The following is a 26,058-nucleotide window of genomic DNA, read 5'->3' on the forward strand; positions in this document are numbered from 1 at the left end:
CGCAGGAGAATTTGATGCGCAAGTTGAAGCTCGCAGCCCTGATGCTCGCCGGTGCCGCGGCGATGACCGGCACGATGCAGCCGGTCGTCGCGCAGCAGGCGGCACCGGCGGCCAGGCCCTGGCTGAATACCCGGCTGACCGCCGAGCAGCGCGCCGATGCGCTGCTCGCGGCGATGACGCTGGAGGAGAAGGCCGGCCAGGTCTCGCAGCAATTCATGTTCGGCGCGCCCGAGCAATTTGCCGGTCAGGTCCGCGATGCCAAGGTCGGTTCGCTGCTGTTCGTCACCGATCCCGCGGTGATCAACCGGTTGCAGAAGATCGCCGTCGAGGAAAGCCGGCTGAAGATCCCGCTGATCTTCGGCTATGATGTCATCCACGGCTTCCGCACGATCTTCCCGGTGCCGCTGGCCAATGCCGCGTCGTGGGACCCCGCCAATATCGAGCGGGGACAGGCGGTCGCCGCGGCCGAGGCGCGCGCGGTCGGCATCCACTGGGCCTTCTCGCCGATGCTCGACATCGCGCGCGACCCGCGCTGGGGCCGGATCGTCGAGGGACCGGGCGAGGATCCGTTCCTGGGCGCGGCGATCGCCCGGGCGCAGGTCCGCGGCTTCCAGGGTCCCTCGATCGGAACGCCCGGCCGGATCATCGCCGGCCCGAAGCACTTCGCCGGCTATGGCGCGTCGGAGGGCGGTCGCGACTATGACGGCGTCTATCTGTCCGACGCCCAGCTCTACAACGTGATCCTGCCGCCCTTCGCCGCGGCGGTGGAGGCCGGCGCCGGCAATGTCATGAGCGCCTATATGGACCTCAACGACGTGCCCGCGGTCGGCAACAAATGGCTGCTGACCGACGTGCTGCGGCGCCAGATGGGGTTCAAGGGCTGGGTCGTGTCCGACGCCAACGGCACCAAGAACCAGGTCGTCCAGAATTTCGCGAAGGACAATGCCGACGCCGCGGTGCGCAGCATCGCCGCGGGCAACGACATGGAGATGTCGTTCGGACCTGCCGCCTCGGCCGAGACGCTGGCCGCCTCGGTCCGTTCGGGCAAGCTGCCGGTGGCGACGCTCAACACCGCCGTGCGCCGCATCCTGGTCGCCAAGTTCAGGATGGGCCTGTTCGAGGTGCCGTTCGTCGACGAGGCCAAGGCCGCCGCCACCCTGGCCGACCCCGCGCACCGCGACGCGGCTCAGTCCGCTGCGGAACGCGCGCTGGTGCTGCTCAAGAACGACGACAACACGCTGCCGCTGACCCCCGGCGCGCACAAGCGGATCGCGGTGATCGGCGCGCTTGCCGATTCCAAGCGCGACATGCTGGGCCCCTGGTCGTTCCAGTACGACTTGCCGGAGACGGTGACGCTGGTCGAGGGCATCCGTACCCGGTTGGGAGCCTCGGTGAAGGTCGAGACCGCGCCCGGCATCCAGTTCCGCCGCAACGTGCCGTCGATGTTCGAATCGATCACCATCCCGGGCCAGGCGAAGAAGGAGCCGCGCTGGGACGAGGCGCGCGCCGACAGCGAATTCGACCGGGCGATCGACCTGGCGAAGAAGTCGGACCTGATCATCCTGACGCTGGGCGAGGCCGAGGATATGAGCGGCGAGGGCGCCTCGCGCTCCGACCTGAAGCTGCCCAATGGCCAGTTGCGGCTGTTCCAGGCCGCGGTCGCCACCGGCAAGCCGCTGGTGGTCGTGACGATGAGCGGCCGCCCGGTCGAACTGGGCGAGGTGATCGAGAAGGCGCCGGCGATCCTCCATGCCTGGTATGGCGGCACCCGCGGCGGCAACGCGATCGCCCGCGCGCTGTTCGGCGACGTCAATCCGGGCGGCAAGCTGCCGGTCACCTGGCCACGCACCGCCGGGCAGGTCCCGATCTATTATGCGCACAACACCAGCCACTCGCCCAAGGAACAGGGCAAGCGCTACTGGGACATCCCGGCGACGCCGCAATATGAGTTCGGCTATGGCCTGAGCTACACCTCGTTCGAGATCGGTGCGCCGGTCGTGTCGGGCAGCGTCACCGCGGCGGGCAAGGTCACGGTGACGACGACGGTCGCCAATACCGGCCAGCGCGTCGGCGACGAAGTGGTCCAGCTCTACATCCACCAGCGTGCGGGCCGCGCCTCGCGCCCGGTGCGCGAGCTCAAGGGGTTCCAGCGGGTGACGCTGCGCCCCGGCGAGCGCCGGACGCTGAGCTTCACCCTCGACGAATCGAGCGTTAAATACTGGAACGCTGCGCTGAAGGACTGGGTGGTCGATCCCGGCACCTTCGACGTCTGGGTGGGATCGAGCTCCAACGCCGACGCGCACGCGACCTTCACCGTCGGTGGCGCACCGCGCACGGTCAAGGGCTGGTAGCCGGGGGGCGCCGCCTGCGGGCGGCAACCAGCAAGGGAGGGCGGGTGACCCGCCCTCCCTTTTGCGTCGAACCCGTTCAGGCCTTGATGAAGGCCAGCAGGTCTGGATTGATGACGTCGGCATGGGTGGTCAGCATGCCGTGCGGAAAGCCGGGATAGATTTTCAGCGTCGCGTTCTTCAGATATTTCGCCTGGAGTTCTGCCCCGTTCTTGTACGGCACGATCTGGTCGTCATCGCCGGCCAGCACCAGCGTCGGCACGGTGATCGCCTTCAGGTCCTCGGTCTGGTCGGTTTCCGAGAACGCCTTGATCCCGGCATAATGGGCCAGCGCGCTGCCCTCCATGCCCTGGCGCCACCAATTCTGGACGACGGCGGGAGAGACCTTCGCATCGGGACGGTTGAAGCCGTAAAAGGGCCCCGAGGCGACATCGAGGAAGAACTGGGCGCGATTGGCGGCCAGCGCCTGGCGGAACCCGTCGAACACCTCGATCGGCGTGCCGCCGGGGGTGGCGTCGGTCTTCAGCATCAGCGGCGGGATCGCTGCGACCAGCACGGCCTTGGCGACCCGGCCCTGGGGCTGGCCGAACTTGGCGACATAGCGGGCGACTTCGCCGCCGCCGGTCGAATGGCCGATATGGACCGCATTGCGCAGGTCGAGATGCTCGGCGACTGCCGACGCGTCCGAGGCATAATGGTCGATGTCGTGGCCGGTATCGACCTGCGACGAGCGCCCATGGCCGCGCCGGTCATGGGCGACGACGCGATAGTCCTTGTTGAAGAAGAACAGCATCTGCGCGTCCCAGTCGTCCGACGACAGCGGCCAGCCATGGTGGAACACGATCGGCTGGCCATTCTTGGGCCCCCAGTCCTTGTAGTAAATTTCGGTGCCGTCCTTGGTCTTCACGAAGCCGCTGGTCATGTTGGTCTCTCCATCTTTGGCGCGAACTTTGGGGGTATGACGGGGCGATGCTGCCGCCATGGCGGGCAGCAGGGAGGCGAGGCCGAGGCCGGCGGTGCCGGCAACGACCGAACGACGGGTCACTGGGAAGGGATATGCAGGCATCGAGACGCTCCCCGGTTGCAGGTCCGGCGGGCATTCCGCCGGGTCGTTTCGGAGAGCGGGCGCATCTTTCCAGCGGAAGGGCGGCCGCAAGACCGGCCGGTTCCTCATCGCCGCAGAGCACCTGTTCCCGATGACGCGATCAGATGTGCCGCAGCGAGGGCGGACGCGAAATCATACTTAGGGTTGGCCGGGTATAGGTGGCAGACCCGTTGACAGGCGGAGGCTTCTCCCGACCCCACAAAAGCGAAGGGCCGCATCTTGCGGCACGGCCCTTCCATTGTCTTTGCCCGGATGCGGACAGCTCAGCCGAGCTGCTCCCCCGCTACGGGGGTCTTGCTCACCAGAACTGCCGCACGCGGCATGGGACAATGAGACATCAGACCACCTCCTTTCCGTTGGTTGAACGATGACCCTGAAGTGGGAATCCAAAGGGTGTCGTGCAAGAGGCAAGTGCCTGCGAAACAACAAGACCTCGGGTTCTTGCCCGGGTCCAACGCCGCTATTTCAGCTTCGGCACCATCACCGGCGCGCCATAGCCGAGCGCCTCGAGCCGCTTCGCCTGGGTCGCCGCGTCCCCGACCACCACGATGATCATGTGATCGGTGTCCATATAGCTGCGGGCGATCGTCTGGACCGTCGCCTTGTCCAGCCCGGCAAGCTGGGCATTCTCGACGCGGATCACGTCCGCCGGAAGCCGGTAATCGCCGATCATGCCCAGCAGACCGACCTTGGCTCCCAGTGTTTCGAACTCGCGCGCGCGCGACTTGGCGAGCGACCCTCGCGTCAGTTCGAGGTCGGAGTCGGTGAACGTCCTGCCATAATCGCGCACGATGTCGCGCATCAGCGTCGCCGCCTCCAGCGTGACATTGGCGCGAACCGGGCTGGCGACGCTGAAGCGCCCGCCGGTTGCCATGCCCTCGAAGGCGGAGCGAACGCCATAGGTATAGCCCTTGCCCTCGCGCAATTCCTGCGTCAGCCGCGACGCGAAGCCGCCGCCGCCCAGGATGAAGTTGGCGGCACGGGCACGGAACCAGTCGGGCGCGCCGCGCGCCGGCCCCGGGCGGACCATCAGGATCGACGATTGCTTGGCGCCGGGCACATCGTAGAAATAGACGCGCGTGCGATCGGGTGCGGCAAAGGCGACCGAGCCCGCTGGCGCCAGGGCGGGGCCGGTCCATTCGCGCGCCAGCCCGGCGAAGGCGGCCTGCGCATCGCCTTCGGTTACCGCGCCCGCGACCCGGATCCGGGCGCCGCGCGGCGACCAGGTCGTCGCCATGAACCGCTTGAGATCGTCGAGGGTCAGCGCCTCGACCGATGCGGGCGTGCCGCGTTCGTCGTTCGACAGGATGCTGCTGCGGTAAATCGCCTGTCTCGCCACCATGTCGGCCAGATAGCCCGGCTCGGCGCGCGACGCCTGCAGCCCGGCGATCGTCGATGCCTTTGCCAGCGCCAGTTCGTTCGCGTCCCAGCGCGGTTGGGTGAGCATTTCCTGAACCAGCGCCACGGTCTGGGGGAAGTTGCGCGCCAGCGTCGAGACGCCGATCACGCTGCGCTCCTCGCCGACGCTGACGGAGACGCTGGCGCCCAGCGCCTTCATCGCATTCTCGAATTGCTCGCGCGTTTTCGTGCGGGTGCCGCGGGTCAGCATCTCGCCGACCAGCCAGGCGGTGCCGGGCTTCTTCGGATCGTCGCGCAACTGTCCGGTATCGACCGCGATCTCGAACGCCACAACCGGCAGCTCGCGATCCTCGATCCCCGACAGGGTCGTACCGTTGCCCAGCACCGTATTCCAGATCGCCGGCGTCGGGACGACCGGTGCAGGACCGGCTGGCGGCTCGACAGTCCGGTCGAACGAGGAGGGGGTGCGCGCGATTTCCGCCCTGCCGGCATTCTGGTCGACCGGTTTCTCCGCGCCCTGGACGATCGCTTCCTCGACGACCTTTGCGGTGTCGGCATTGCTGAGCGCAAGCTTGGGCTGGTCCTTGGGAACGAACCCGACTTCCAGCCGCGGTCTGGCGGCGACATGGCGGTCGAACGCGCGCATCACGTCCGCGACGGTGACCGCGCGAAGCTGAGCCAGTTCGACTTCCGCCTGGTCCGGGCGGCGGCGGATGGTTTCGGATTCGGCCAGCGTCTCCACCTTGCCGCCGACGCTGCCGATGCGGTCATAGAGGTCCGCCTCGCGCACCGCCTTCAACCGCTCCAGCCGCTCGGGCGTCAGGCCCTGCTTGCGGAACCGGGCCAGTCCCGCGTCGATCGCGGCAACCACCCGGTCGAGCGGGACGCCGTCGAAGGCGCGAACCTGCAGCATCGCGACGCCCGCCATCTGCTCGTCCCAGACATTGCCGCCGACCTCGTCGCTGACCTTGGTTTCCTCCACCACGCTGCGGTACACCGGCCCGTCGGGCCCCTGGGTCAGCGCGTCGAACAACAGCTCGACCGCGGCATCCTCTGCCGCGCCTTCGGGAACGGTCGGCCAGATCAGCGTGACCTGGGGCAGGGTGGCGAAGGCGTCGAGGTGCATCAGCCGCTTGGTGGCGGTCAGCGTGGCCGCTCGCGGGGTCGGGATCTCGACCGGCGCGCCGCGCGGAATCTCGCCGAAATATTTCTCGACCCATGCCCGCGTCTGCGCCGGATCGATATCGCCGGAGATCACCAGCGTCGCATTGTTCGGCACGTACCAGCGGCGATAGAATTGCCGGACATCCTCGATCGTCGCTGCATTCAGGTCGGCGAGCGATCCGATCGTCGTCCAGCTATAGGGATGGTCGGCGGGATAGAGTGCCGCCTGCGCGATCGGGAAGAGCTGGCCATAGGGCTGGTTGTCGTAGGACTGGCGCTTCTCGTTCTTGACGACCTCGATCTCCTTGGCGACGACCGCCGGGGTGACCGTGTTGATGAAATAGCCGAGCTTGTCGGCTTCGGCCCACAGCATCTTTTCCAGCGCATCCTTCGGAACGGTCTGAAGATACACGGTGTGATCGAGATTGGTGTAGCCATTCGCCCCCGATCCGCCGACCCGCGCCGACAGCCGGTCGAGTCCGCCGGGGCCGAGATTTTCCGAGTTGAGGAAGAACAGATGCTCGAACAGGTGCGCGAAGCCGGTGCGCCCGACGGTTTCGCGCGCCGACCCGACATGCGCGACCAGCGCCACCGCCACGACGGGATCCGAGCGATCGACGTTCATGACGACGCGCAGGCCGTTGGCCAGCACGATCGTCTCGGTCGGGATCAGCGGCTTGGCGGGCGCAGGCGACGGGCGGGACGGGGCGGGCGCCTGGGCCGAGGCGGGTGCCGCAATCACGAGCGCCGTCGCCAGCGCAGCCAAACTCACCGAAACCCGCCCCATTATCGCTGCACCCTTCGCTACCATTCGTCGACCCTAGCTATCGGCATCCGGACCGTCGAGCCACGCCTCGCGGCTCTGCTGTCCTGACGAAATCGGTGGCGGCGTCGGACATGAACGGGAAGATGCGTGCGCAACCAGTTCCCCTCCCGCTTGCGGGAGCGACTAGGGGAGGGCCTGTCCCCGTAAAGCCGCACCAATTAATGTGACAGGCCCTCCCCCCGACCCCTCCCGCAAGCGGGAGGGGAGCAAGAGGTGGGAGTGGATCACGGGCCGATATCGACGCCGCCGCTGCGCGCGCGGCGCATCGTGCCAAGGTCGAAGCCCAGCGCCTTGGCGACCTTGTCGTTCCAGCCATAGGGATCGGCGCGAACGATCGCGGTGCCGTCGGCATCCAGGACCGCGGTCTGGTACAGCAGCCGCACCGGGATCTCCTTCGGCAGCTTGACGAAGCTCTCCTCGCCGGTCGCCCGCGCCTTGTTCCATTCATCGAGCACGCCATTGTCGCGCGCCAGCATCTCGGCGAAGCCCAGCGCGTCGAACACGCGGACACAGCCATGGCTGCGCTGGCGCTGCACCTCGTTGAACACCTGCTTGGCGGGGGTGTCGTGCAGGTAGATGGCATGTTCGTTCTTCATGTCGAACTTGACGAGGCCCAGCGAGTTCCTGGGCCCCGGCTGCTGGACGATCCAGCCATCCTTCCACACCATGTTGTTCTCGCGCAGATAGCCGGCACCCTTTCGGGCGATCTCCTTTTCCTGGATCGAGCGCGGGACCGTCCAGGTCGGGTTGGCGACCAGCTGGAAGATCGGGGAGCCGAGCTGCGGCGTCTCGGTATCGGGCTCGCCGACGATGACCTTGCGCTCGTCGACCACCTTGCCGTCGCGCCAGTAGCGCAGTCTCGCGGTCGCGATGTTGACGTCGATCCGCGTCGCCGGCGGTTCGCGCTCCAGCCAGCGCAGCCGCTCGAGATTGACCGCGATCGCCCGCGCCCGGTCCGCATCGGACAGGTTGAGGATCTCGATCGCGTCGCTGCCGATCAGGCCGTCGGGGTTGATCCCGTAATCGGCCTGCATCCGCTTCACCGCGGCCACCATGGCCGGGCTGTAGCTTTGTCCCTGCGCCTGTGCCCGGTCGAGATAGTCGAAGACGACCAGCTGCTGCGCGATCGCCGGGATGCGGGGATCGGTCGAGCCGGGCTTCAGCGGCTCGCCGGAATCGGCAATGACCGGCGTCGCCTGACCCGGCTGCCCCTGCTTGCCGCGAAGGGACAAATAGGTTTGCGACAGCTTGCGATAGCCGTCGTCGCGCGGTGCCAGGCTCTCCAGCCAGTCGCCGACCTTGCCGTCCTTCAACGCCTGCGCCAGACCGGGCTTCAGGTCCGGATCGGGCCGGGGGAGGGTATAGACCTCGAACAGCTTGGTGGGATCGGTGGCACCGTGGGCGAGCGCCTCGCCATAGGTCAGGGCCGCCTTGGTGAGCGCCGCCTGGTCGAGCGAGTCGATCCCCTTGTCGAGCGGGAGCCGGTCCAGCCCGTGTTCGGCGCGCTTGCCTATCGCGTCGCGCAACTGCTTTGCGGTCGCCTCGGTCCAGCCCGACTGTTGTTGTTCCGCTCCGGCGTTCGTCTGTCCCGAACCTCCGCTTTCCGTGCTACAGGCCGACAGTGCCATGGAAACTGCCAACAGCGATGAGCCGATCAGACCGAAGCGCACCCGTTTCTCCTCTAAAATCAGCCATCAAACGCGCCAGGGTCGGTGGGGCTCCGCGGGCGGAACGATTTCCGTCCGACAAGGCGATGCGGATGGATCGTGCGGTGGGGGTGCCGCATTGATGCCCGTCATGACCGATCCCAGCCCTTCTCCCTTCAGCATCCGATTGTTTCGCGCGGTCTGGATCGCCAGCCTGTGTTCGAACTTCGGCGGCCTCATCCAGTCCGTCGGCGCCTCGTGGATGATGACCGGTCTCGGCGCCTCGCCGCAGATGGTGGCACTGGTCCAGGCCTCCACCAGCCTGCCGATCATGCTACTGTCGCTCTGGGCAGGCGCCGTTGCGGACAATCTCGATCGCCGCCGCGTGATGCTGGCGGCGCAATGCTTCATGCTCGCCGTCTCCGCCATGCTCGCGCTGGGGGCTTGGCTGGGCTGGATCACGCCCTGGCTGTTGCTGGTCTTCACCTTCCTGATCGGCTGCGGCACCGCGGTCAACGGGCCTGCCTGGCAGGCGTCGGTCGGCGACATGGTGCCGCGCAGCGTCCTGCCCAGCGCGGTGGCGATGAACAGCATGGGCTTCAACATCGCCCGCAGCCTGGGTCCCGCGATCGGCGGCCTGATCGTCGCGGCCGCGGGTGCGGCGGCCGCCTTTCTTGCCAATGCGGTCAGCTATGTCGGGCTGATCGCGGTGCTGCTGCGCTGGCAGCCGAACCTGCCGCCCCGGCGGCTTCCGCGCGAACGGCTCGGCCTCGCGATGGCGGCGGGCATCCGATATGTCCGCCTGTCGCCGCCGATCCGCACCGTGCTGGTGCGCGCGGCCGCGTTCGGCCTGGCGGCGAGCGCGCTGCCGGCACTGATGCCGCTGGTCGCGCGCGACCTGATCGGCGGCGGGCCGTTGACCTATGGCGTGTTGCTCGGCGCGTTCGGGCTGGGTGCGGTCGGCGGTGCGGTATTGGGCGGGAAGCTTCGCGGGCGGGTCAGTACCGAAAATCTGGTGCGCTACGCCTCGCTCGGCCTCGCGATCGGCGGCGCGGTCACCGCGCTCGGGATGTTCTGGCTCGCGCTGCCCGCGCTGGCCTTCGCCGGAGGGGGCTGGGTCCTGGCGCTGTCGACCTTCAACGTCAGCGTGCAGATGGCATCGCCGCGCTGGGTCGTCGCCCGCGCCATCGCCCTGTACCAGATGGCGGCGTTCGGCGGGATGGCGACGGGGAGCTGGCTGTTCGGATCGATCGCGAGCGCTCATGGCGTGGTCGAGGCGCTGCTGGCGGCAGCCGTGATCCAGCTTGCCGGCATCGCCATCGGCCTGGTGCTGCGCCTGCCGCAGATTAGCGACCTCAATCTCGATCCCCGCAACAGCTGGACCGAGCCGCACACCGCGGTCCCGGTCGATGCGCGCAGCGGTCCGATCGTCATCACCGTCGAACACCGTATCGCCCAGACCGACATCACCATTTTCCTGCGCGTCATGGCCGAACGGCGGCGGATCCGCAGCCGTGACGGCGCGCGCGAATGGACGCTGCTGCGCGATCTCGCCGATCCGACCCTGTGGATCGAACGGTTCCATTTCTCGACCTGGCTGGAATATGTCCGGCACAACGAACGGCGCACCCATGCCGACGAAGCGAACAGCGACGCGCTGCACAAGTTGTGGATCTCCGGCACCGACGCGGTCGTCCATCGCCGGATCGAGCGCCAGACGAGCGCGCTGCCGTTCCTGCGTGCCTCCGACGCCCATGAATTCGATCCGGTGACCGATCCCTCGCGGTCCAATTGAGGCCGCGCAACCTCGGCCGGCCGGGGCAGTTGATCCGCGATGACCGCCAGCAAGAAGACCGGGGGCCCGCCGGTACCGATGGAAGCCCGCCTTGTCGCGGCGCTGCCGGACGGTGAGGGATGGCAGTTCGAGCCCAAATGGGACGGATTTCGAGCGATCGCCGTGCGCGACGGCGACGCGGTCAATCTGTGGTCGCGGTCGGGCAAGCCGCTCGACCGCTATTTTCCCGACATCGTCGCGATGCTCGCGGCACTGCCATGCGACCGGTTTACCCTCGATGGCGAACTCATCATCCCGATTGGCGACGCGCTGTCCTTCGCGGCGCTCCAGGCGCGGCTTCACCCGGCGGCATCGCGCGTGGCGAAGCTGGTTGCCGAAGCGCCCGCCCAGTTCATGCTGTTCGATTGCCTGGCGCTCGACGGGGAGGATCTGTCGGCGAGGCCGCTGAGCGAGCGCCGCGCTGCCCTGGCCGGCTTTCATTCACAGGCGGGCAGGGGCGACCTGCTGCTGTCGCCGGCCAGCAGCGATGTTCGGCACGCTCGGCGCTGGCTGGCGCGCAGCGGCGGGGCGCTGGACGGGGTGATCGCCAAGCGGCTCGACGAGCCCTATCGCTTCGGTGAACGCGCGATGGCGAAGGTGAAGCAGCTACGCACCGCCGACTGCGTCGTCGGCGGCTATCGCAGGACCGACACGGGCGAAGTCGCGTCGCTGCTATTGGGGTTGTTCGACGAGGACGGGCGGCTGGATCATGTCGGATTCGTCTCCGGCCTGTCGCGTGCGGTGCGCGCCGAACTCGGGCCGGTCCTGAAGGAGCATGAGGGCGAGCCCGGCTTCACCGGTAACGCACCCGGCGGCCCGAGCCGCTGGAAAGGCGGCAAGGGCCATCCCTGGACCTCGCTGCGCCACGACCTTGTCGCCGAGGTCGACTATGACCAGGTGACCGGCAACCGGTTCCGCCACGGCACGCGCTTCCGTCGCTGGCGTCCGGACAAGGACGCAGCCTCCTGCACGTTCGATCAGCTTGCCCGCGAATTGCGCCCCGCCGAACTCGAAACGCTGTTGCGCGCTCGGCGGGGCGCTTCGAATTGAGTCAGTTCTTGAGCGAGTCCGGCACGGTGCCGCCATTCTTCTCGACCTGCTGCATCACCGCCTTGTGCAGCCAGATGTTCATCTCGGCCGATCCGTCCTTCGCGCCGGTATAGCCAAGCTCGGTGGCCAGCGCCTTGCGGTTGTCGAGGCTGGAATCCAGTTCCAGCAGCTTCATCAGGTCGACGATCGACGTGCGCCAGTTGAGGTCTGTCTTCCCGCGCTTCGCCTCATAGGCCATCAGCGCATTCTCGACGTTGACGGGCGCGCCGCCCTGAGCCGCGGACGCTGCCTCGACCTGCTTGGTGATCGACTCCTGGATCATGTCGAAGATGCCCATGATAATCCTTTTGTGCGAGTATATAACGACTGGCAGTCAGGCCGGCCGATGCCCTGCAAAATGAGCGGCCCGGCTGCTTCGTTCCGGCACGATCCGTCGCATGCGATGAATGGATGGCACGATTCCCCTGCTTTTGCGTTCGGGTGCGATGAATGACGACAAGCGGATCGTGGCCGTCGGCCTGTTGACCAACAGCGACCTTGAAAGACTGGGCGCCGGATTCGATCGTGCATTCCCGGTCCAGGAAGGCGACGACTTCGCCGACCTGCTGCATCAGCTCGAACTCGTCGACTGGGACAGCGGCGTTCCCACCCAGTCGCGCGGTCGCGAATAAAGCTTTCCTACCAATGGGATACGGATCCAGGTGATCGCGTTGATCTCCCGACCAGGGAGGCCAGATGAACCAGATTGCCCAGTCCGCATCGCTGAACAAGCCCGGCGCATCCTGCGCCCTGACCTTCCTGCGCGGCTTCGTCGCCAACCCCGCGGCCGTCGGGTCCCCGCTCGCAACATCGTCCAACACGGTGCGGCGGATGCTGCAGCCGGTCGAGTGGGATCGGGTACGGACCCTGGTCGAGTTCGGGCCGGGCGTCGGCACGTTCAGCCGCGAGGTGCTCCGCCGCCTTCCGCGGAGCGCGACACTGATCGCGATCGATACCGAGGTGGGGTTCATCGACCATCTGCGCGCGACGATCGACGATCCCCGGCTGGTCGCAGTCCATGGGTCGGCATGCGACGCTCGGCAGATCATCGACGGGCTTGGCAACGACGGGGCGGACCATATCCTGTCGGGCATTCCCTTCTCGACGCTCGACGAGGCGACCGGCGACGAGATCGTCGCCTGCGCCGCGCAAATGCTGCGGCCCGGCGGACTGTTCATGGCCTATCAGGTGAAGCTGGCGCTCGAACCGCTCCTGCATCGTCACTTCGATGAGGTCGAGCGCGCCCGCCAGTGGCTGAACATGCCGCCCTTCCATCTCTGGTGGGCCCGCACGGCAACCTGACCGGCGCGCTCCGGGAGGTTCAGCCGGCTATATCCTCGCGAACGAATGCGCCGACCGTATCGCCGGTGCCGATCGCGATCCTGGCCGACCAGTGCGCGGCGTCGCCATCCTCGGCAAAGCCCTGGAACGCCGTCCACCCTTGCTCCCGATGGATCTGCGCTTCCTTGCCCGCCGACAGCGCCAAGGCCAGCCCGCCGGCGACATCCCACAGGTTCGGCCGGTCGAACCAGGCCATGTCGAGCAGTCCGGCCGCCACGAACGCGCATTCGATCGCCGCGGATCCGGTCTTGCGACCGTCCCATCCGCGCTCCGGCGCGACCGTGGCGCGCGGCTCGCCGCCCAGCCGCCGGCGGATCGCGGGGTTCGAACGGGTGTCGAGCGGTACGCCGTCGAAGCGGACCGGATTGCCCTGGCTGGCATGATAGACGCCGGGCTCCAGCGCATGGCTGGTGCTGCACCACAGCGCGCCTGCGATAGGCCAGCCGCGATAGAGAACGCCGACCGACGAAGCGAACATCGGAAAGCCGTTGATGAAGTTCGCCGTGCCGTCGATCGGGTCGACCGCCCACAGGAAATCGCTGCCCAGGCTGGGGCGGTGATCGATCTCCTCGCCGACGATGTCATGGTCGGGAAAACGCTCGGCCAGGCGCTGGCGGATGAGTTCCTCGGCGCGGCGGTCGACTTCGGAGACCGGGTCGCGGAACAGGCCCGGATGATCGTCGATGCTCTTGTACTTGATCCGCAACATGCTGCCCAAGGCGGCGCGAATTTCCGCACCGCCCAGTTGCGCCAGCTCGACCGCCACGCTCTCGATCTCCGCGAGAAGGGCGGGGTCCAGCGACGACGCCGGTCCGGCGCCGGTCATGACAGCGGCTCGCTCGGGGTGAGGACACGGACCGAATTGCCGCGGATCCGCACCGCGACCATGCCCGTCAGGGTCTCGTCGGGCGACCGGTCGTCGAGGCGGAACGGGCGATCCTTGACGATCAGCCGCACTTCGGAAGCGCGGCGGGTGCCGATCGGGCAGGGGCCGGCATCCGGATCCTCCGCCCAGCGGCACAGCAGGTCGCGCTGGTCGGGGGTGACCAGCACGATGTCGAGCAGCCCGTCATCGGGCGGGGCGTCACCCGCGAGCGCCAGCCGCGCGCCGACATAGCGCAGGTTCATCACCTCGATCATCAGACATTCGCCCTGCCATGACCAGTCGTCGGTCTCGATCCGGCAAGCGAAGGGTTCGGCGTCGCCCAGCGCCCGGCGGAACGCCTTACGGCCGTTGGCGCGCTTCTCCTCGGGCGTATCGGGTTCGTCATCGACCTGCTCGAACGAGTCGGTCAGCACGCCCGATCCGATCGCCTCGACGAAGCAGCGGACGCCCCAGGGGCCGTCCGCCTCGCCTCGGTCGAGCCGCGTCCAGCGGTCCAGCGACCAGCGGCGCGGAATGTCGCGCCAGTCGCCGTCGACGCGCAGCGAATTGGCGATGTTGTTCGATCCGCCCATCGGCAGGATGCCGATCGGTCGCTCGACCTGTTCCAGCGTCGAGACGACATCGGCCACGGTCCCGTCGCCCCCTGCCGCGACGATCAGGTCGAACGGCTTCGTCAGCGCCTCGGCAAGGTCGTCCTCGCCATGCGAGCAATAGGCGGTCTCGATCCCTGCCTCGCGCAGGACCGACTCGATTTCCGCCCGCGAAACGGGGTCGGTACCGGCATTGTCATTGTGAACGAGCAGCGCGCGCATCTGGGCTCCGGATTGGCGATGGTCGATGCTAATGCCTCGCCGCCCCGATCCGTTCCTTTGGCGCCGGCCGGTCTCAGCGCGCGGTGCGCTTCGCTTCCGCCGCCTCGACGATGCGCAGGACGTTGCCGCCCCACATCTTGGCGAGGTCCGCATCCGAATAGCCAGCCTTGCGCAACCGCTCGGTGACCTTGGGCAGGGCGGAGATGTCCTCCATCCCCCTGATCCCGCCGCCGCCGTCCCAGTCGGCGCCGAAGCAGACATGGTCGACGCCCGCCACCTCGATCACGTGCAGCACCATCGCCATGTAGCGTTCGAAATCGGTGTCCCACAGCGGCGCGGTGGCGTCGAGTTCGCGCCACCGCCGCGCGAGCGCGACCTGGTCGGCGGGCGGCAATTCGCCGATCCGTTCGTAGCGATCGAACAGCGCGCCGCGCTCGCCGGCCAGGTTCAGCTTCGACATATAGATCGTGCTGACGCAGATCGCGCCGCCCTGCGCCGCCAGCCGCCGGATGCGGTCGTCGTCCAGGTTGCGCGGATGGTCGAAGGCCTGGCGTGCGCTGGTATGCGACAGCAGGATAGGCGTGGTCGAGATGTCGAGCAACTGGTCCAGTGTCTGGTCCGACGCATGGCTGGCGTCGATCACGATGCCCAGCCGGTTGGCCTCCGCCACCCATTGCCGGCCCAGTGGGCTGAGCCCGTTCCAGCGCGGCTTGTCTTCGGAGGAATCGGCGAACTGGTTGTTCCTGCTGTGGACCGGCCCGGCAAGCCGCACGCCGCGGTCGTAGAAGTCGCGCAGCAACGAGACGTCCTCGCCCAGGGGATAGCTGTTCTCGATGCTCTTGAACGCGATCAGCCTGCCCGCGCGGTTCAGCCGGCGCGCATCCTGCGCCGTGCGTGCCGGCCCGATCCGCGTCGGAAAACCGGCCAGCGTGCGGTCGATCAGGTCGGAGCGGGCGCGGGCATGCGCCAGCGCAGCGGCATAGCCCTGCGCCGTCAGCGGACCCTGATCGGTGAAGATCACGAAGAACCCGCCGTCCAGCGCGCCTTCCTCCATCCGCACCAGATCGATCTGGACGATGTCGGTCGCCGGATCGTGGCGCTCGCCGAAGCTCCAGCCCGGACGGTCGAAATGGGTCGGCGTGTCGAGATGGGTATCGAGCGTCAGGAAGCCGGCGTGCGACGTGCGCCCCGCGGAGTGCGGCGTGGTCGCGCATCCCGCCAGCAGCAGCGCGGCAAGCGGGACGAGCGCGCCGCGCATCACTTCGCCGTCACCGGCGCGAAGTCGAGATCGTGATAGTCGTAGCTGAAGTCGGCAAGCGGGCTGACCGCCTTCATCGTCACGCGCGACACCTTGCCGTCCGCATCGAGCGCGAAGGTGACATAGGCGGGCTCGATCGACGTGTCGTCGAACCTGGTGACGAAGGTGTCATACTGCCAGTGCTCGAGCCGGCCGGCCATGCGCGGGGTCGAGCGGAAGTCGATCGTCAGCCCGTTGACGGCGTTGCGCACCGCGATGTCGCCATACCAGGGGTCGCGATAGGTGCCCGAATAGCGGTCCAGCGCCAGCGACGGCCCGACCTTCGCCGGCGATGCCTGGCGCTGCGCCAGCGCCGCCTTGCCGCCGGCGATCCGCTGTTCCATGAACGCCGCCCAGCGGGTCGGCCAGTCATGGTTGGGCAGGTCGAGATAATGATCGATCAGCTCGTACATCAGCCCGCGCATGAACCCGCTTTCCTCGGAGTTCATGACGATCGCGAAGCCGACATCCTGGTCGGGCAGCAGCACGACCATGGTGATCGAGCCGAACACGCCGCCGGCGTGCGAGATCATCCGCGCGCCGCGATAGTCGGAGACGTTCCAGGCGAGCGCATAGCTGTTGAACTTCGGCGTCGCCAGCGCCAGCGGCTCGGGCAATTGCGCGATCGGCATCGGCACTACCGGCTTCCACATCTCCAGCGCGGAGGCTTCGCTGAACAGCTGGCCGCCGCCCGGCAGCTTGCCATGGCGCAGCTGGATCTGCAGCCAGCGCGCAAGGTCGGTCGCGCTGAGCGCCAGGCCGCCGGCCGGCGCCGCGTTTCGACCCAGTTCGGCGCGTTCGTCGAGCACCTGCTGGTCGCCGTCCCCGCGCAGCGCGCCGCCCAGGCGTGCATGGGGGTAGGAGCGGTCGGCGCGGGAAAAGCGAACCTCGCTCTCGGCGGTCGCATCGGTCATGCCGCCGGGGCGCAGCACGTTCTCGACCATGAACCGTTCCCAGCTCTTGCCGCTGACTTCCTCGATCAGCTGGCCGGCGACCATGTAGAGGATATTGTCATAGGCATAGGAGGCGCGAAAGCTGGTCGCCGGCTTGATGAAGGCCAGGCGGCGGACCGACTCCCTGCGCGACAGGTCGCTGCGCGGCACGAACAGCAGGTCGCCGGCACCCAGGCCCAGGCCGCTGCGATGGACCAGCAGGTCGCGGATGGTCATCTCGCGCGTGACATAGGGATCGTACATCCGGAACCACGGCATGTGGTCGATGACCCGGTCGTCCCAGGCGATCTTGCCCTGGTCTACCAGGATGGCGAGCGCGGTCGCGGTGAACGCCTTGCCGGTCGATCCGGTCTGGAAGAGCGTATGCGGTCCGATCGGCGCCGACGCACCGAGCTTGCGCACGCCCCAGCCGCGAACCATCGTCGTCTTGCCCTTCTCGACGATCGCGATCGCGACGCCCGGCGCGCCGGTCTGCTTGCGCAGGCTCTCGACGCGCTCGACAAAGCCCTTGGGGGGATCGGCGGCGGCGGGCGTCGCGATCAGGACGAGCAGGGCGGCGGGCAGGAAACGCAGCTTCATGAGACTGTCTCTCTCTCGATGGGCGTGGCACGGCCGCGAACGAGGCGGAAAAGGCCGATCGTCATGAGCGGCAGGACGAACACGACCAGGAACAGCGCGGCGAGCAGGCGATAGCCGCTGGCGATGAGGGTCACGAGACCGATGCGTTCGGCGACGAACACGCACATCAGCAACAGCACGCCGCTGATGATCGCCCGCGCCCCGGTGCCCAGGTCATGGCCGCGCCGCGCGCGGACCACGCCTGCAATGCGCTCGTTGATCGCGTGGACCGATCCCGCGCCGCTTTCGAGCAGCGCCAGGAAGATCATCAGCTGGAATGCCCAGTGGAAGACCGGCATGTCGAGCTGGCGCAGCAGGAAGTCCGAGGGCAGCGTCTCCGACCCGATCGCCGGATAGAAGGCGACCATGCACACGAAGAACAGGATTGCCGGCAGCATCGTCAGCGGACCCGCGATCAGCCCGGCGACGACAGCGTCGCGCTGGCTGGTCAGGTGCCGCAGCACCGGCAGGATCACCACCGCGCCGACGATGTTGTAGCTGGCATAGGTCAGCCCGCCCGCCGCCCAGCCGTCGCTCGGCGCCGGCGTGGCGAAGCCGGTCGAGATCCGGTCGCCGAAGGTAAAGAGCCCGAAGACCAGCAGCAGCGCGTAAACGGTGTAGAGCAGGATCGAGACATATTTGAACACCCGCTCGACCGCGCCGCTGCCCAGCGCCGCGACCACGACGATCGACACCGCCAGCAGTGTCGAGCCGACAAGCGCCGGCCAGCCGAACATCGCGGTGCCGATCGCGCCCGCGCTTGCCCCGAATACGGCCAGGATCAGTACGACGAAGACGATATAGGCCGCCTCGAAGACGACCCAGCCCGGGCCCAGGAGCGACTGGAAGAAGGCGCGATAGTCGAATGCGCGCACCTGGCGGGCATAGGCGAAGGTCACCGTCGCGATGACGCTCCACAACAGCATGGCGAAGACCATGCCGGCGATCCCGCCCCAAGGGCCGCTGGCCAGGAAATATTCGGCGAGTTCGCGGCCGGTGGCATAGCCGCCGCCGATGATGACCGCCTTCAGCGCGAAGCCGGGCAGCAGGAAGCGCTGGAACCAGCTCGACCCGGCGGCGCCCCCCGTGCCGCTCATGCCGAGAGACAGTTCGCGACCAGCGCGTCGAATCCGGCGCCCTGGCGGACCGGGTCACCGACCGGCAGGCCCAGCCGCTCGCTCTCGCGCGCCATCAACGCGAGCGCCTCGGCCTCGTCGAGCTGCGACGTGTTGAAGCTGAACCCGCCGCAGCGAATTGCCGGATTGGTCCGCCGGCCGAGCCGGAGCGTGAGATCGACGATATCGTCGACCGGCGGGACGCCGAAGCCGGCGGTGCCCAGCATTTCGGCCCGGCCGGGCTCGTGGCAGACGACGAAGACATCGGGTTGGCTGCCATGGAGCAGGCCGAGCGAGACCGCGGCGAACCCCGGATGCAAGATCGATCCCTGGCCCTCGATCACGTCCCAGTGATCGGCCGGCGCGTCGGGGGACAGCATCTCGGCCGCTCCCGCCTCGAAATCGGCGACCACCGCGTCCATCGGCATGCCGCTGCCAGCAATCATGATGCCGGTCTGGCCGGTCGCACGGAATGTGGCATCGATGCCGCGACCGACGAACGCGCGGTGCAGCGCCAGCGCGGTATATTTCTTGCCAAGCGCGCAATCGGTGCCGACCGTCAGCAGCCGCTTGCCGCTACGCTTGCGGCCGGTGCCGATGGCGATGCTGGCCGGTGGGGTACGGATGTCGATCAGGTTGCGGCCGAGCCGGTCTGCCGCTTCTGCCAGTTCGGGAACGTCGCGCAGCCGCACATGCATGCCGCTGACGATGTCCAGTCCCGCTTCCAGCGCCTCGACCAGAGCCGGGCGCCAGGCGGGCGGAATGATCCCGCCCGCATTGGCGACCCCGATCACCAGCGCCCGCGCGCCCGCCGCCACGGCCTCGGCCGGGGTCATCGGTGTCAGGCCGGTGCTGACGGTCGCGGCGGGGAGGGCGAATTCGCCCACGCATTTGTCGCCCGCCCAGTCCCGCAGCCCCTGCGCCGTCTTGGCGAACCCGGCGATGGTCGTGTCGCCGAGGAACAGCAGATAGGGTTGCGGGAGCAGCAGGGTGCCGGTTTCGGGAACGACGCGGGCATTCATCGGATCAGGGTCCACAAGGTCAGAAGCGCAGGTCGAACGCGACACCGACCGTGCGCGGCTGGAGCGGGTTGATGCTGATATAGCTGGGTCGATTGAGGCCATCGGTCAGGATCGCGCGCACGAGTTCGCCCTTGTTGTTGAACAGGTTGCGGGCATAGGCGCGGACGCTCCAGTTGTCGCCGATATTGACGGCACCGTTCAGATCGACCGACGTATAGGGCCGGGCGGTCGCGTTCAACGGATCGCTCTCGACCAGCGAGAAGCGACTGCCGGCGTGGCGAATGCCGATGCCCAGGTCGCTGGTGAGATTGCCGCCCAGGTCGAAGCGATAATCTGCGCGCGCCGATCCGCTGAACTCGGGAACGGAGGGCAGGCGGTCGCCGTCCACGCCGCTGATCTCGGGCGCGTCATCGGTCAGCCTGGCGTCGGTATAGGACCCGTTGAAGGTCAGCGTCAGGCCCCGGACGGGACGGAACAACAGCGATCCCTCGATCCCCTTGCTGACCGCGCCGCCGCCATTGGCCTGGCCCGACACGCCGCCGAACGCGCGGACGACCTGGATGTCCTTCCAGTCCATGTAGAACAGGGCGACGTCGATCGAGACCGCGCGGCCCGCCAGGTCGGCCTTGAAGCCGACTTCGTAATTGGTCAGCGTGTCCGATCCGACCGTGGGCGGCACGTTCGGGACGACGACGTTCGGACCGCCGGGACGGTAGCCCGACGCGACGCGAGCGTAGAGCATCGCAGTGTCGGTCACATGAAATTGCGGGCTGACGCTGAAGGTGAACACGTCTTCCTTCGAGGCGCCCGGGTTGTTGGCCTGGGGTACGATCGCGCCTTCGCTGATCTGGCGGAAGGTCTGCTCGTTGCGCGCCCAGCGCAGGCCGCCGGTGAGCTCGAACCGCTCGCCGAAGCGCAGGGTCGCGTTCGCGAAGGCGGCATATTCCTTATAGTTTGCCGGAAGGGCGATGGTCGCCAGCGGGTCGAGCGCCGGGATCACATTGCCCATCATGTCGTAGGAGCGCACCAGCTGATTATTGGTGCTGTCCTCGTTCGTGTAGAAGCCGCCGATCAGCCATTCGAACGTTCCGCCGCTTTCCGAGGCGAGCCGCACTTCCTGGGTGAACTTCTTGAGGCCCAGGTTGATCGTGAATGGCGTGATGCCGGGCGCGATGGGCGGGTCGGTCAGCAGGGGAAACAGGACGCCGAACGAATAGGTCGCATCCTGCAGCTGCATCGCGTTGCGGGTGCTGTAGGTGGTGGCTGAGGTCAGGCTGACGGGGCCAAAGTCGTAGTCCACCGTCGCCGCATAATATTCGATGTCGGTGGTGAATTTCTCGGCGATGTAGTTGTTGTTGGACTGTCCGTCGCCCAGCCGCTTGCCCGTCAGGTCCGCCGCATACAGGCCGTTGCCGTCGGCGTCGATCGACTGCCACATGCCGCTCAGGCGGATGCTGAGATCGTCGGTCGGCCTGAACAACATGCTAACGCGGCCGCTGATCTGCTCATAGCTGTTCTGGTCGTTCAGCGCGGCGTTGTTGACGCTGTTCACGAACCCCGGCGTCTTGCGCCAGGCAAAGCTGCCGGTGACGCCCAGCACGCCCTGGACCAGCGGCGCGTTGACCATCGTCTGGCCGGCCCAGCCGGGATGTTCGGCGCCGTCGATGAAGAACAGCTCGCCGCCGCCGCGAACGCTGAAATCCGACGTGCTCGGCGCGACGGTGACATATTTGACGAGACCGCCGATCGAGCTGGCGCCGTACAGCGTGCCCTGGGGACCGCGCAGCACTTCGACGCGCTCGACGTCATAAGGGAGCAGGTCGAGCGAGAAGACGCCGGCGCGGTTATAGATGCTGCTCGATCCAACCGGCGCATCGTCGAGATAGATGCCGACGGTCTGCGACGCGGACAGCGGGGCGACGCCGCGAAGCGTGATGGTGGACTGACCGGGCGTGCCGGCGCTGCTGACCTGCATGCCGGGCACATATCCGGCATAGTCGGTCAGCGAGGCGGCGCCCTGCTGCTGCAGGTCGTCGCCCGTCACCACGCTGATCGAGATGGGAACGTCCTGGAGATTCTGTTCGCGCTTCTGTGCGGTGACGACGATCTCGTCGGTATCGCGCACCGCATCTTCGGCCGTCTGGGCCATCGCGGCGAGCGGGAAGGCGAGTGCGCCCATGGCGGTGGACAGCGCGAGAGCGCTGCGCAGGATATGGCCGGTCTTGGTCATTTTCGATCTCCCCCTAGAGATTGCGAAAGGTTATCCGCCCCAGGTCTGGGCGAGCAGGCGGCGGAAATTGCCGCCGAGAACAGCCGCGATATTCTTGTCGGAATAGTTGCGGCGGATCAGTTCTTCGGTGAGGTCGTAGATCTTCATCGGATGATCGAACCCGTCGGTATCGATCTTGTCGCGAAACCCGTAGCTCGACTTGTAGGACGCCTTCAGCCGCGCATAGGCCTCCGGCTCCATGTCGTCATAGCCGTTCAGGTCGGCGTCGGTGCCGATCCCGACATGCTCGATGCCGACCAGCTTGGCGACGTGATCCACATGGTCGGCGATATGGCCGATCCCGGTCGGCTCGCGGTCGCGCACGAACATGCGCACGCCGGTGATCCCCATCACGCCGCCCTTGGCCGCCAGCGCCTTGATCGCCTCGTCGGTCTTCAGGCGGGGATGGTCGACCAGCGCGCGGCAGTTGCTGTGGGTGATCGCGATCGGCCTGGGCGAGATCTCGATCGCATCCAGCGTGGTGCGCGGGCCGCAATGCGACACGTCGACCAGCATGCCGACCTTGTTCATCGCCTCGATGATCGAAACGCCGAAATCGGTGACGCCGCCGTCGACGCGCTCGGTCGATCCCGATCCGAGCAGGTTCTGCGCATTATAGGTCAGCTGCGAACAGCGCTGGCCGATCTGGTGGAACAGCTTCACATCGGCGGGGGTGCGGAAATGCTCCGAACTCTGCACGCCCAGGATGACGCCGACCTTGCCCTGCTTCTTCGCCAGGTCGAGATCGGCCGCCTTGTCGATCAGCGTGAAGACGTCCGGGTTGCGGGAGCAATAGCCCAGCGACTGGCCCATATAGGACAGCACCTCGGAATAGGCGTCCGGACCGCCGATGCCGTAGGAATGATGCATGCCGGTGATGCTGGCGGCCTTGAAGTCGGCCCGATCCTGCGGGGTCATCGGCGCCGCGTAGAAATCATTCGTCAGCGTGATCTTGAGAACGCCGAGCATGTCGATGACCAGCGACTGCGCGATCAGGTCGACCGCCCGCTTCGAATAGGTCTTGGGCGACGCGGCATGGAGCCGATAGGAACCGGTGTTGATCATCGGGAAAGCCACCGCAGCACTTGCCGCCGCGCCGCCGAGCATCCGGCGACGCGATATCCTTGGCAATGTCGTCATCGCCTTGCTCCCTGTTCGGATCGGCCCTTCGAGGAGCCATTCTCTGATCCGGATGCTACTGTCCTGATCGGAGAAATGTCAACGCGTGTTGCAAAACTATTTCGGTGAGATGACGCGGCCCCACACCGTCTCGTCGCAATGGATCAGTCCGCCGGCATAGCGGATCGACGGCACGCGGTCGGCCGCGAGGAAAATGGGCCCGTCGAGATCGACGACGTCGCACAATTGGCCGAGCAGATAGGCTGGCGCCATTGCCAGGCTGGATCCGACCATGTTGCCGACCATCACGTCCAGGCCCTGCGCGCGTGCGGTCCGGGCGATCGCGATCGCCTCGGTCAGGCCTCCGCATTTGTCGAGCTTGATGTTGACCGTCTGGAAGCGCCCGCCCAAGCCCGGCACGTCGGCCAGGCTCAGCGCGCTTTCGTCGGCTGCGATCGGGATCGGCGAGACGAAGCCGTCGAGATCGGCTTCGCGGCCGCGCGCGAGCGGCTGTTCGAGCAGACGGATGTCCGCCGCGACCAGTGCCTCGACCAGCATCGGCAGATCACCGATGGCAAAGCCCTGATTGGCATCTACGCCGATCCAGCAGTCCGGCCGCGCCGTGCGAACGGCGTTCACCCGGGCGATGTCGAGCGCAAGCTCGCCGGTCAGCTTGAGCTTCAGCGCACACGCGTCGCTGAATGCCAGCGCGCCTTCGGCCATGACCTCCGGTGCGTCTGCGCCCAGCGTGAAGGTGGTGAGCAGGGGGGTGGGCTCGGGCAGTCCGGCCAGGTCCCAGACGGGCCGCCCGGTCTGGCGCGCCTCCAGCTCCCACAGGGCGCAGTCGAGTGCATTGCGACCGCCGCAGGGCGGCAGCGCCGACTGAAGCGCCTCCCGGGTCATGCCGGCCTCGATGCCCGCCCGCACGCGCTCGATCGCCGCGAGCATCGCCGGCACGTCGTCGTCCAGATAATAGGCGCCGCTTGCCTCGCCGCGGCCCGTATGCGGACCGTCGGCGAGGGTGACGACGACCACCGGGCTCTCGGTGAAGACGTGGCCGGAGATGTGGAACGGCTTCGCGAAGGGAAGCCGTTCCACCGCGACGTCGAGCGTGCGCGTCATCGGATCAGTACGCCGCGCCGAAGCTGATCAGCTTGAAGGCAAGCGCGACCCACAGCACGAACACCGCGCTGAGAACCAGCAGCACGCTCCACAGCTTGGCGAACCAGCCCCGCTTGCCGGTCCACACGCGCAGCGCGTTCCAGATCGCGACGCCGACGAGACCGAAGAACCCGATCGCGCCCAGAATCTGCACCAGGTAGATCAGCCAGTCGGTGCTGCCATGCGCCTCGAAATTCTCGATCCCGGTGATGACGATCGCCCAGCCGATGAGCACGCCGATCACCAGCCACGAGAAGCCGCGGACCAGGCGATACGCCTTTCGGTCGTTTCCGGCCAGCGCCAGCGTCGCGCCGAAGCGACGGCGGGTGAGGGCGGCGACGGGCCAGGCCAGCGCAGTCAGCAGGATCACGCCGACCCCGATCAGGAACAGCGGCATCAGCCAGGCGCCGTCGAGATACCAGGGCGTCCGGTCGAACACCATGAAGGGCGAGATGTCGTCGACCGACCAGCGCACGATCTTGCCATCGACGACCTTGGCAGCGAGCCGCTGGTGTCCGTCGGAGGCCTGCCACACGAACGGCGCGGTCTCGATCCAGGTGCGCGGCGCACCGCCACGCGTGGTCACGCTGGGGATCAGCGGACGGCCGTCCGCATCGAGGCTGACCGTCGCGTCGCTGATGAAACTGACGATCGAGGCGAAGTTCGATCCGATCTTGCGGCTGTTGGTCCAGGTGCCCACGAGCATCTTGGCATGCTCCTTGGCGGTGGGCAGCTCGACCAGCGGCTTGGGATTCTCGACCGGAAGGTAGCGATCGGCGAACTGGTCCATCAGCGCGCCGCGGATCGCGCCGGCGGCGCCATCCTTGCCCGGGCTGTTGACCGAGATGAACACGCCGACCTTTTCCTTGGGCCAGATCAGCAGGTCGCTGTGGAAGAAGACGGTGTCGCCGCCGTGCGCGACGGCGGTGTGGCCGTTGATGTCCTGCTCGTAGAAGCCGAGCGCCATGCGGTTCACGCCGGGCAGGATGTTGCCCGCAGGCGTGTGCATCAGCCGCGCCGTCTCCGGCTTGATCAGCGGGCCGCCGTCATTGAGGTGCGCGATCATGAACTTCGCCATGTCGCTGCCGCTTGCCGCCAGCGAGCCGGCGGGGGCGAGCGAGATCATCTCGTACTTCTCGGCCTTGCCCGACCCGAGCATATAGCCCTGCGACATGAACGGCTTCAGATTGGCGGGCAGGGGCTGGCGGAAGGTCGAATGCGCCATGCCCAGCCGCTGGAAGATGTTGCGCTCGATATAGTCGTCGAACGGCATGCCCGATACGCGCTCGACGATATAGCCGGCCAGCGCCGTGGCGTAGTTGGAATAGGCGGGGGTGGTGCCCGGCGCGAAGATCCGCTCCGGCACGCGCTTCTTCAGTTCCTCGCCCAGCGGGGTGACGTGATCGAAGGCCAGGAGGCCCTTGATGATCTCCTCGAACCCGGCGGTGTGCGTCATGATCTGGCGCAGCGTGACCGGCTTCCCCTGATAGTCGGGGATCTTGAAGTCGAGATACTGGTTCACGTCGGCGTCGAGGTTCAGCTTGCCGGCCTCGACCTGCTGCATGACCGCGGTCCAGGTGAACAGCTTCGAGGTCGAGCCGGGGCGGAACAGGGTGGTCGCCGGATCGACCGGCTTGCGCTTCGCCACGTCGGAATAGCCATAGCCGCGCTCGGTGACGACCTGGCCGTCCTTGACGATGACGACGACCGCGCCGGCGACGTCGCCGCGCGCGAGCGCATAGGGCATATAGCCGTCAAGCCAGGCGTCGGCGTCGGTCTTGGTCAGGTTTGCCGCATAGCTGGTGCCGGTGATCGGCACGGCGGCCGCGCTTTCGGCCGTGGCCGGCTTCGGCGCCAGCGGCGTGCCGGGTTGAGTAAGTGCAGGTACCGCGACGGCCAGAGCGAGGACCCCCGCCGCGACTGCCTTCCATGATCGCTTCCACATGACCCTTCCCCTCTTTGATCTTGCTGCGCGCGGAGCGTCTTGGATTGCGCGCCTGCACCGAGATGGCTACGATGTGCCCATTATGACACGCCATGCTCCTGATCGGGACATAATGATCCTGTTTGGAAAATTGTCAAACATTGCTGTTT

At 67.3% G+C, this 26,058-nt stretch carries 19 protein-coding genes; 5 read left to right on the plus strand and 14 right to left on the minus strand.

Annotated elements, in window-relative coordinates; translation table 11 throughout:
• The first annotated feature begins 14 nt into the window (after positions 1–14).
• Positions 15–2,351, plus strand: coding sequence for a beta-glucosidase BglX (gene bglX, locus TPR58_RS06030; protein ID WP_346245722.1), 2,337 nt, complete (start codon positions 15–17; stop codon positions 2,349–2,351).
• A 76-nt stretch (positions 2,352–2,427) separates the two neighbouring features.
• Here bglX and TPR58_RS06035 read toward each other — a convergent pair whose 3' ends face one another.
• From TPR58_RS06035 to TPR58_RS06045, 3 genes are all read right to left on the minus strand, one after another.
• Complete coding sequence (locus TPR58_RS06035; RefSeq protein WP_346245723.1) at positions 2,428–3,270, minus strand: alpha/beta fold hydrolase; 843 nt, start codon at positions 3,268–3,270, stop codon at positions 2,428–2,430.
• 643 nt (positions 3,271–3,913) lie between these two features.
• Positions 3,914–6,748, minus strand: coding sequence for a M16 family metallopeptidase (locus TPR58_RS06040; protein ID WP_346245724.1), 2,835 nt, complete (start codon positions 6,746–6,748; stop codon positions 3,914–3,916).
• Positions 6,749–7,026: 278 nt separating this feature from the next.
• Positions 7,027–8,430 carry a L,D-transpeptidase family protein gene (locus TPR58_RS06045; protein WP_346245725.1) on the minus strand — a complete coding sequence of 468 codons (1,404 nt, stop codon included), beginning with the start codon at positions 8,428–8,430 and terminating at the stop codon, positions 7,027–7,029.
• Positions 8,431–8,590: 160 nt separating this feature from the next.
• Here TPR58_RS06045 and TPR58_RS06050 point away from each other — a divergent pair, with 160 nt between their 5' ends.
• Both TPR58_RS06050 and TPR58_RS06055 read left to right on the plus strand, forming a co-directional pair.
• On the plus strand, positions 8,591–10,243 hold the full coding sequence (locus TPR58_RS06050) for an MFS transporter (protein WP_346245726.1): 1,653 nt from the start codon (positions 8,591–8,593) through the stop codon (positions 10,241–10,243).
• 39 nt (positions 10,244–10,282) lie between these two features.
• Positions 10,283–11,332, plus strand: coding sequence for an ATP-dependent DNA ligase (locus tag TPR58_RS06055; RefSeq protein WP_346245727.1), 1,050 nt, complete (start codon positions 10,283–10,285; stop codon positions 11,330–11,332).
• Between the two features lies 1 nt (position 11,333).
• Here TPR58_RS06055 and TPR58_RS06060 read toward each other — a convergent pair whose 3' ends face one another.
• Positions 11,334–11,669 (minus strand): DUF3597 domain-containing protein, encoded by a 336-nt coding sequence (locus tag TPR58_RS06060; RefSeq protein WP_346245728.1) that lies wholly within the window; start codon positions 11,667–11,669, stop codon positions 11,334–11,336.
• 109 nt (positions 11,670–11,778) lie between these two features.
• Here TPR58_RS06060 and TPR58_RS06065 point away from each other — a divergent pair, with 109 nt between their 5' ends.
• Together TPR58_RS06065 and TPR58_RS06070 are read left to right on the plus strand one after the other, a co-directional pair.
• Complete coding sequence (locus TPR58_RS06065; RefSeq protein ID WP_346245729.1) at positions 11,779–12,003, plus strand: hypothetical protein; 225 nt, start codon at positions 11,779–11,781, stop codon at positions 12,001–12,003.
• A gap of 64 nt (positions 12,004–12,067) precedes the next feature.
• On the plus strand, positions 12,068–12,673 hold the full coding sequence (locus TPR58_RS06070) for a class I SAM-dependent methyltransferase (RefSeq protein WP_346245730.1): 606 nt from the start codon (positions 12,068–12,070) through the stop codon (positions 12,671–12,673).
• A gap of 19 nt (positions 12,674–12,692) precedes the next feature.
• Here TPR58_RS06070 and TPR58_RS06075 read toward each other — a convergent pair whose 3' ends face one another.
• The 10 genes from TPR58_RS06075 to TPR58_RS06120 form a co-directional block, all read right to left on the minus strand.
• On the minus strand, positions 12,693–13,538 hold the full coding sequence (locus TPR58_RS06075; protein ID WP_346245731.1) for an inositol monophosphatase family protein: 846 nt from the start codon (positions 13,536–13,538) through the stop codon (positions 12,693–12,695).
• Positions 13,535–14,410 (minus strand): diacylglycerol/lipid kinase family protein, encoded by an 876-nt coding sequence (locus tag TPR58_RS06080; RefSeq protein WP_346245732.1) that lies wholly within the window; start codon positions 14,408–14,410, stop codon positions 13,535–13,537. The genes TPR58_RS06075 and TPR58_RS06080 overlap by 4 nt, the downstream gene beginning before the upstream one ends.
• Positions 14,411–14,483: 73 nt before the next feature.
• Positions 14,484–15,668, minus strand: a complete 1,185-nt coding sequence (locus tag TPR58_RS06085; protein ID WP_346245733.1) for a dipeptidase — start codon at positions 15,666–15,668, stop codon at positions 14,484–14,486.
• Positions 15,668–17,239, minus strand: coding sequence for a serine hydrolase (locus TPR58_RS06090; RefSeq protein WP_346245734.1), 1,572 nt, complete (start codon positions 17,237–17,239; stop codon positions 15,668–15,670). The genes TPR58_RS06085 and TPR58_RS06090 overlap by 1 nt, the downstream gene beginning before the upstream one ends.
• On the minus strand, positions 17,236–18,375 hold the full coding sequence (locus tag TPR58_RS06095; protein WP_346245735.1) for a YkvI family membrane protein: 1,140 nt from the start codon (positions 18,373–18,375) through the stop codon (positions 17,236–17,238). The genes TPR58_RS06090 and TPR58_RS06095 overlap by 4 nt, the downstream gene beginning before the upstream one ends.
• Positions 18,372–19,415 carry an N-acetyltransferase DgcN family protein gene (locus TPR58_RS06100; RefSeq protein WP_346245736.1) on the minus strand — a complete coding sequence of 348 codons (1,044 nt, stop codon included), beginning with the start codon at positions 19,413–19,415 and terminating at the stop codon, positions 18,372–18,374. The genes TPR58_RS06095 and TPR58_RS06100 overlap by 4 nt, the downstream gene beginning before the upstream one ends.
• A 19-nt stretch (positions 19,416–19,434) precedes the next feature.
• The gene (locus tag TPR58_RS06105; protein WP_346245737.1) at positions 19,435–21,645 is read right to left on the minus strand and encodes a TonB-dependent receptor; all 2,211 of its coding nucleotides are present in this window, start codon (positions 21,643–21,645) and stop codon (positions 19,435–19,437) included.
• 30 nt (positions 21,646–21,675) lie between these two features.
• Positions 21,676–22,824: a dipeptidase gene (locus tag TPR58_RS06110; protein WP_346245738.1), complete on the minus strand. Its 1,149-nt coding sequence runs from the start codon at positions 22,822–22,824 to the stop codon at positions 21,676–21,678.
• A gap of 96 nt (positions 22,825–22,920) precedes the next feature.
• A complete protein-coding gene (locus tag TPR58_RS06115) occupies positions 22,921–23,925 on the minus strand; it encodes a dipeptide epimerase (RefSeq protein ID WP_346245739.1) in 1,005 nt (334 codons plus the stop codon).
• A 4-nt stretch (positions 23,926–23,929) separates the two neighbouring features.
• Positions 23,930–25,909 (minus strand): serine hydrolase, encoded by a 1,980-nt coding sequence (locus tag TPR58_RS06120; protein WP_346245740.1) that lies wholly within the window; start codon positions 25,907–25,909, stop codon positions 23,930–23,932.
• Positions 25,910–26,058 lie beyond the last annotated feature (149 nt).

This window comes from Sphingomonas rustica (genome assembly GCF_039652585.1).
Lineage (GTDB): Bacteria > Pseudomonadota > Alphaproteobacteria > Sphingomonadales > Sphingomonadaceae > Sphingomonas > Sphingomonas rustica.

Excerpts from the sequence above, each read along its gene's own strand:
- bglX (WP_346245722.1), top strand. The coding sequence starts at position 15 with ATGCGCAAGTTGAAGCTCGCAGCCCTGATGCTCGCCGGTGCCGCGGCG.
- TPR58_RS06035 (WP_346245723.1), bottom strand. The coding sequence starts at position 3,270 with ATGACCAGCGGCTTCGTGAAGACCAAGGACGGCACCGAAATTTACTAC.
- TPR58_RS06045 (WP_346245725.1), bottom strand. The coding sequence starts at position 8,430 with ATGGCACTGTCGGCCTGTAGCACGGAAAGCGGAGGTTCGGGACAGACG.
- TPR58_RS06050 (WP_346245726.1), top strand. The coding sequence starts at position 8,591 with ATGCCCGTCATGACCGATCCCAGCCCTTCTCCCTTCAGCATCCGATTG.
- TPR58_RS06055 (WP_346245727.1), top strand. The coding sequence starts at position 10,283 with ATGACCGCCAGCAAGAAGACCGGGGGCCCGCCGGTACCGATGGAAGCC.
- TPR58_RS06060 (WP_346245728.1), bottom strand. The coding sequence starts at position 11,669 with ATGGGCATCTTCGACATGATCCAGGAGTCGATCACCAAGCAGGTCGAG.
- TPR58_RS06065 (WP_346245729.1), top strand. The coding sequence starts at position 11,779 with ATGGATGGCACGATTCCCCTGCTTTTGCGTTCGGGTGCGATGAATGAC.
- TPR58_RS06070 (WP_346245730.1), top strand. The coding sequence starts at position 12,068 with ATGAACCAGATTGCCCAGTCCGCATCGCTGAACAAGCCCGGCGCATCC.
- TPR58_RS06075 (WP_346245731.1), bottom strand. The coding sequence starts at position 13,538 with ATGACCGGCGCCGGACCGGCGTCGTCGCTGGACCCCGCCCTTCTCGCG.
- TPR58_RS06080 (WP_346245732.1), bottom strand. The coding sequence starts at position 14,410 with ATGCGCGCGCTGCTCGTTCACAATGACAATGCCGGTACCGACCCCGTT.
- TPR58_RS06085 (WP_346245733.1), bottom strand. The coding sequence starts at position 15,668 with ATGCGCGGCGCGCTCGTCCCGCTTGCCGCGCTGCTGCTGGCGGGATGC.
- TPR58_RS06090 (WP_346245734.1), bottom strand. The coding sequence starts at position 17,239 with ATGAAGCTGCGTTTCCTGCCCGCCGCCCTGCTCGTCCTGATCGCGACG.
- TPR58_RS06095 (WP_346245735.1), bottom strand. The coding sequence starts at position 18,375 with ATGAGCGGCACGGGGGGCGCCGCCGGGTCGAGCTGGTTCCAGCGCTTC.
- TPR58_RS06100 (WP_346245736.1), bottom strand. The coding sequence starts at position 19,415 with ATGAATGCCCGCGTCGTTCCCGAAACCGGCACCCTGCTGCTCCCGCAA.
- TPR58_RS06105 (WP_346245737.1), bottom strand. The coding sequence starts at position 21,645 with ATGACCAAGACCGGCCATATCCTGCGCAGCGCTCTCGCGCTGTCCACC.
- TPR58_RS06110 (WP_346245738.1), bottom strand. The coding sequence starts at position 22,824 with ATGACGACATTGCCAAGGATATCGCGTCGCCGGATGCTCGGCGGCGCG.
- TPR58_RS06115 (WP_346245739.1), bottom strand. The coding sequence starts at position 23,925 with ATGACGCGCACGCTCGACGTCGCGGTGGAACGGCTTCCCTTCGCGAAG.
- TPR58_RS06120 (WP_346245740.1), bottom strand. The coding sequence starts at position 25,909 with ATGTGGAAGCGATCATGGAAGGCAGTCGCGGCGGGGGTCCTCGCTCTG.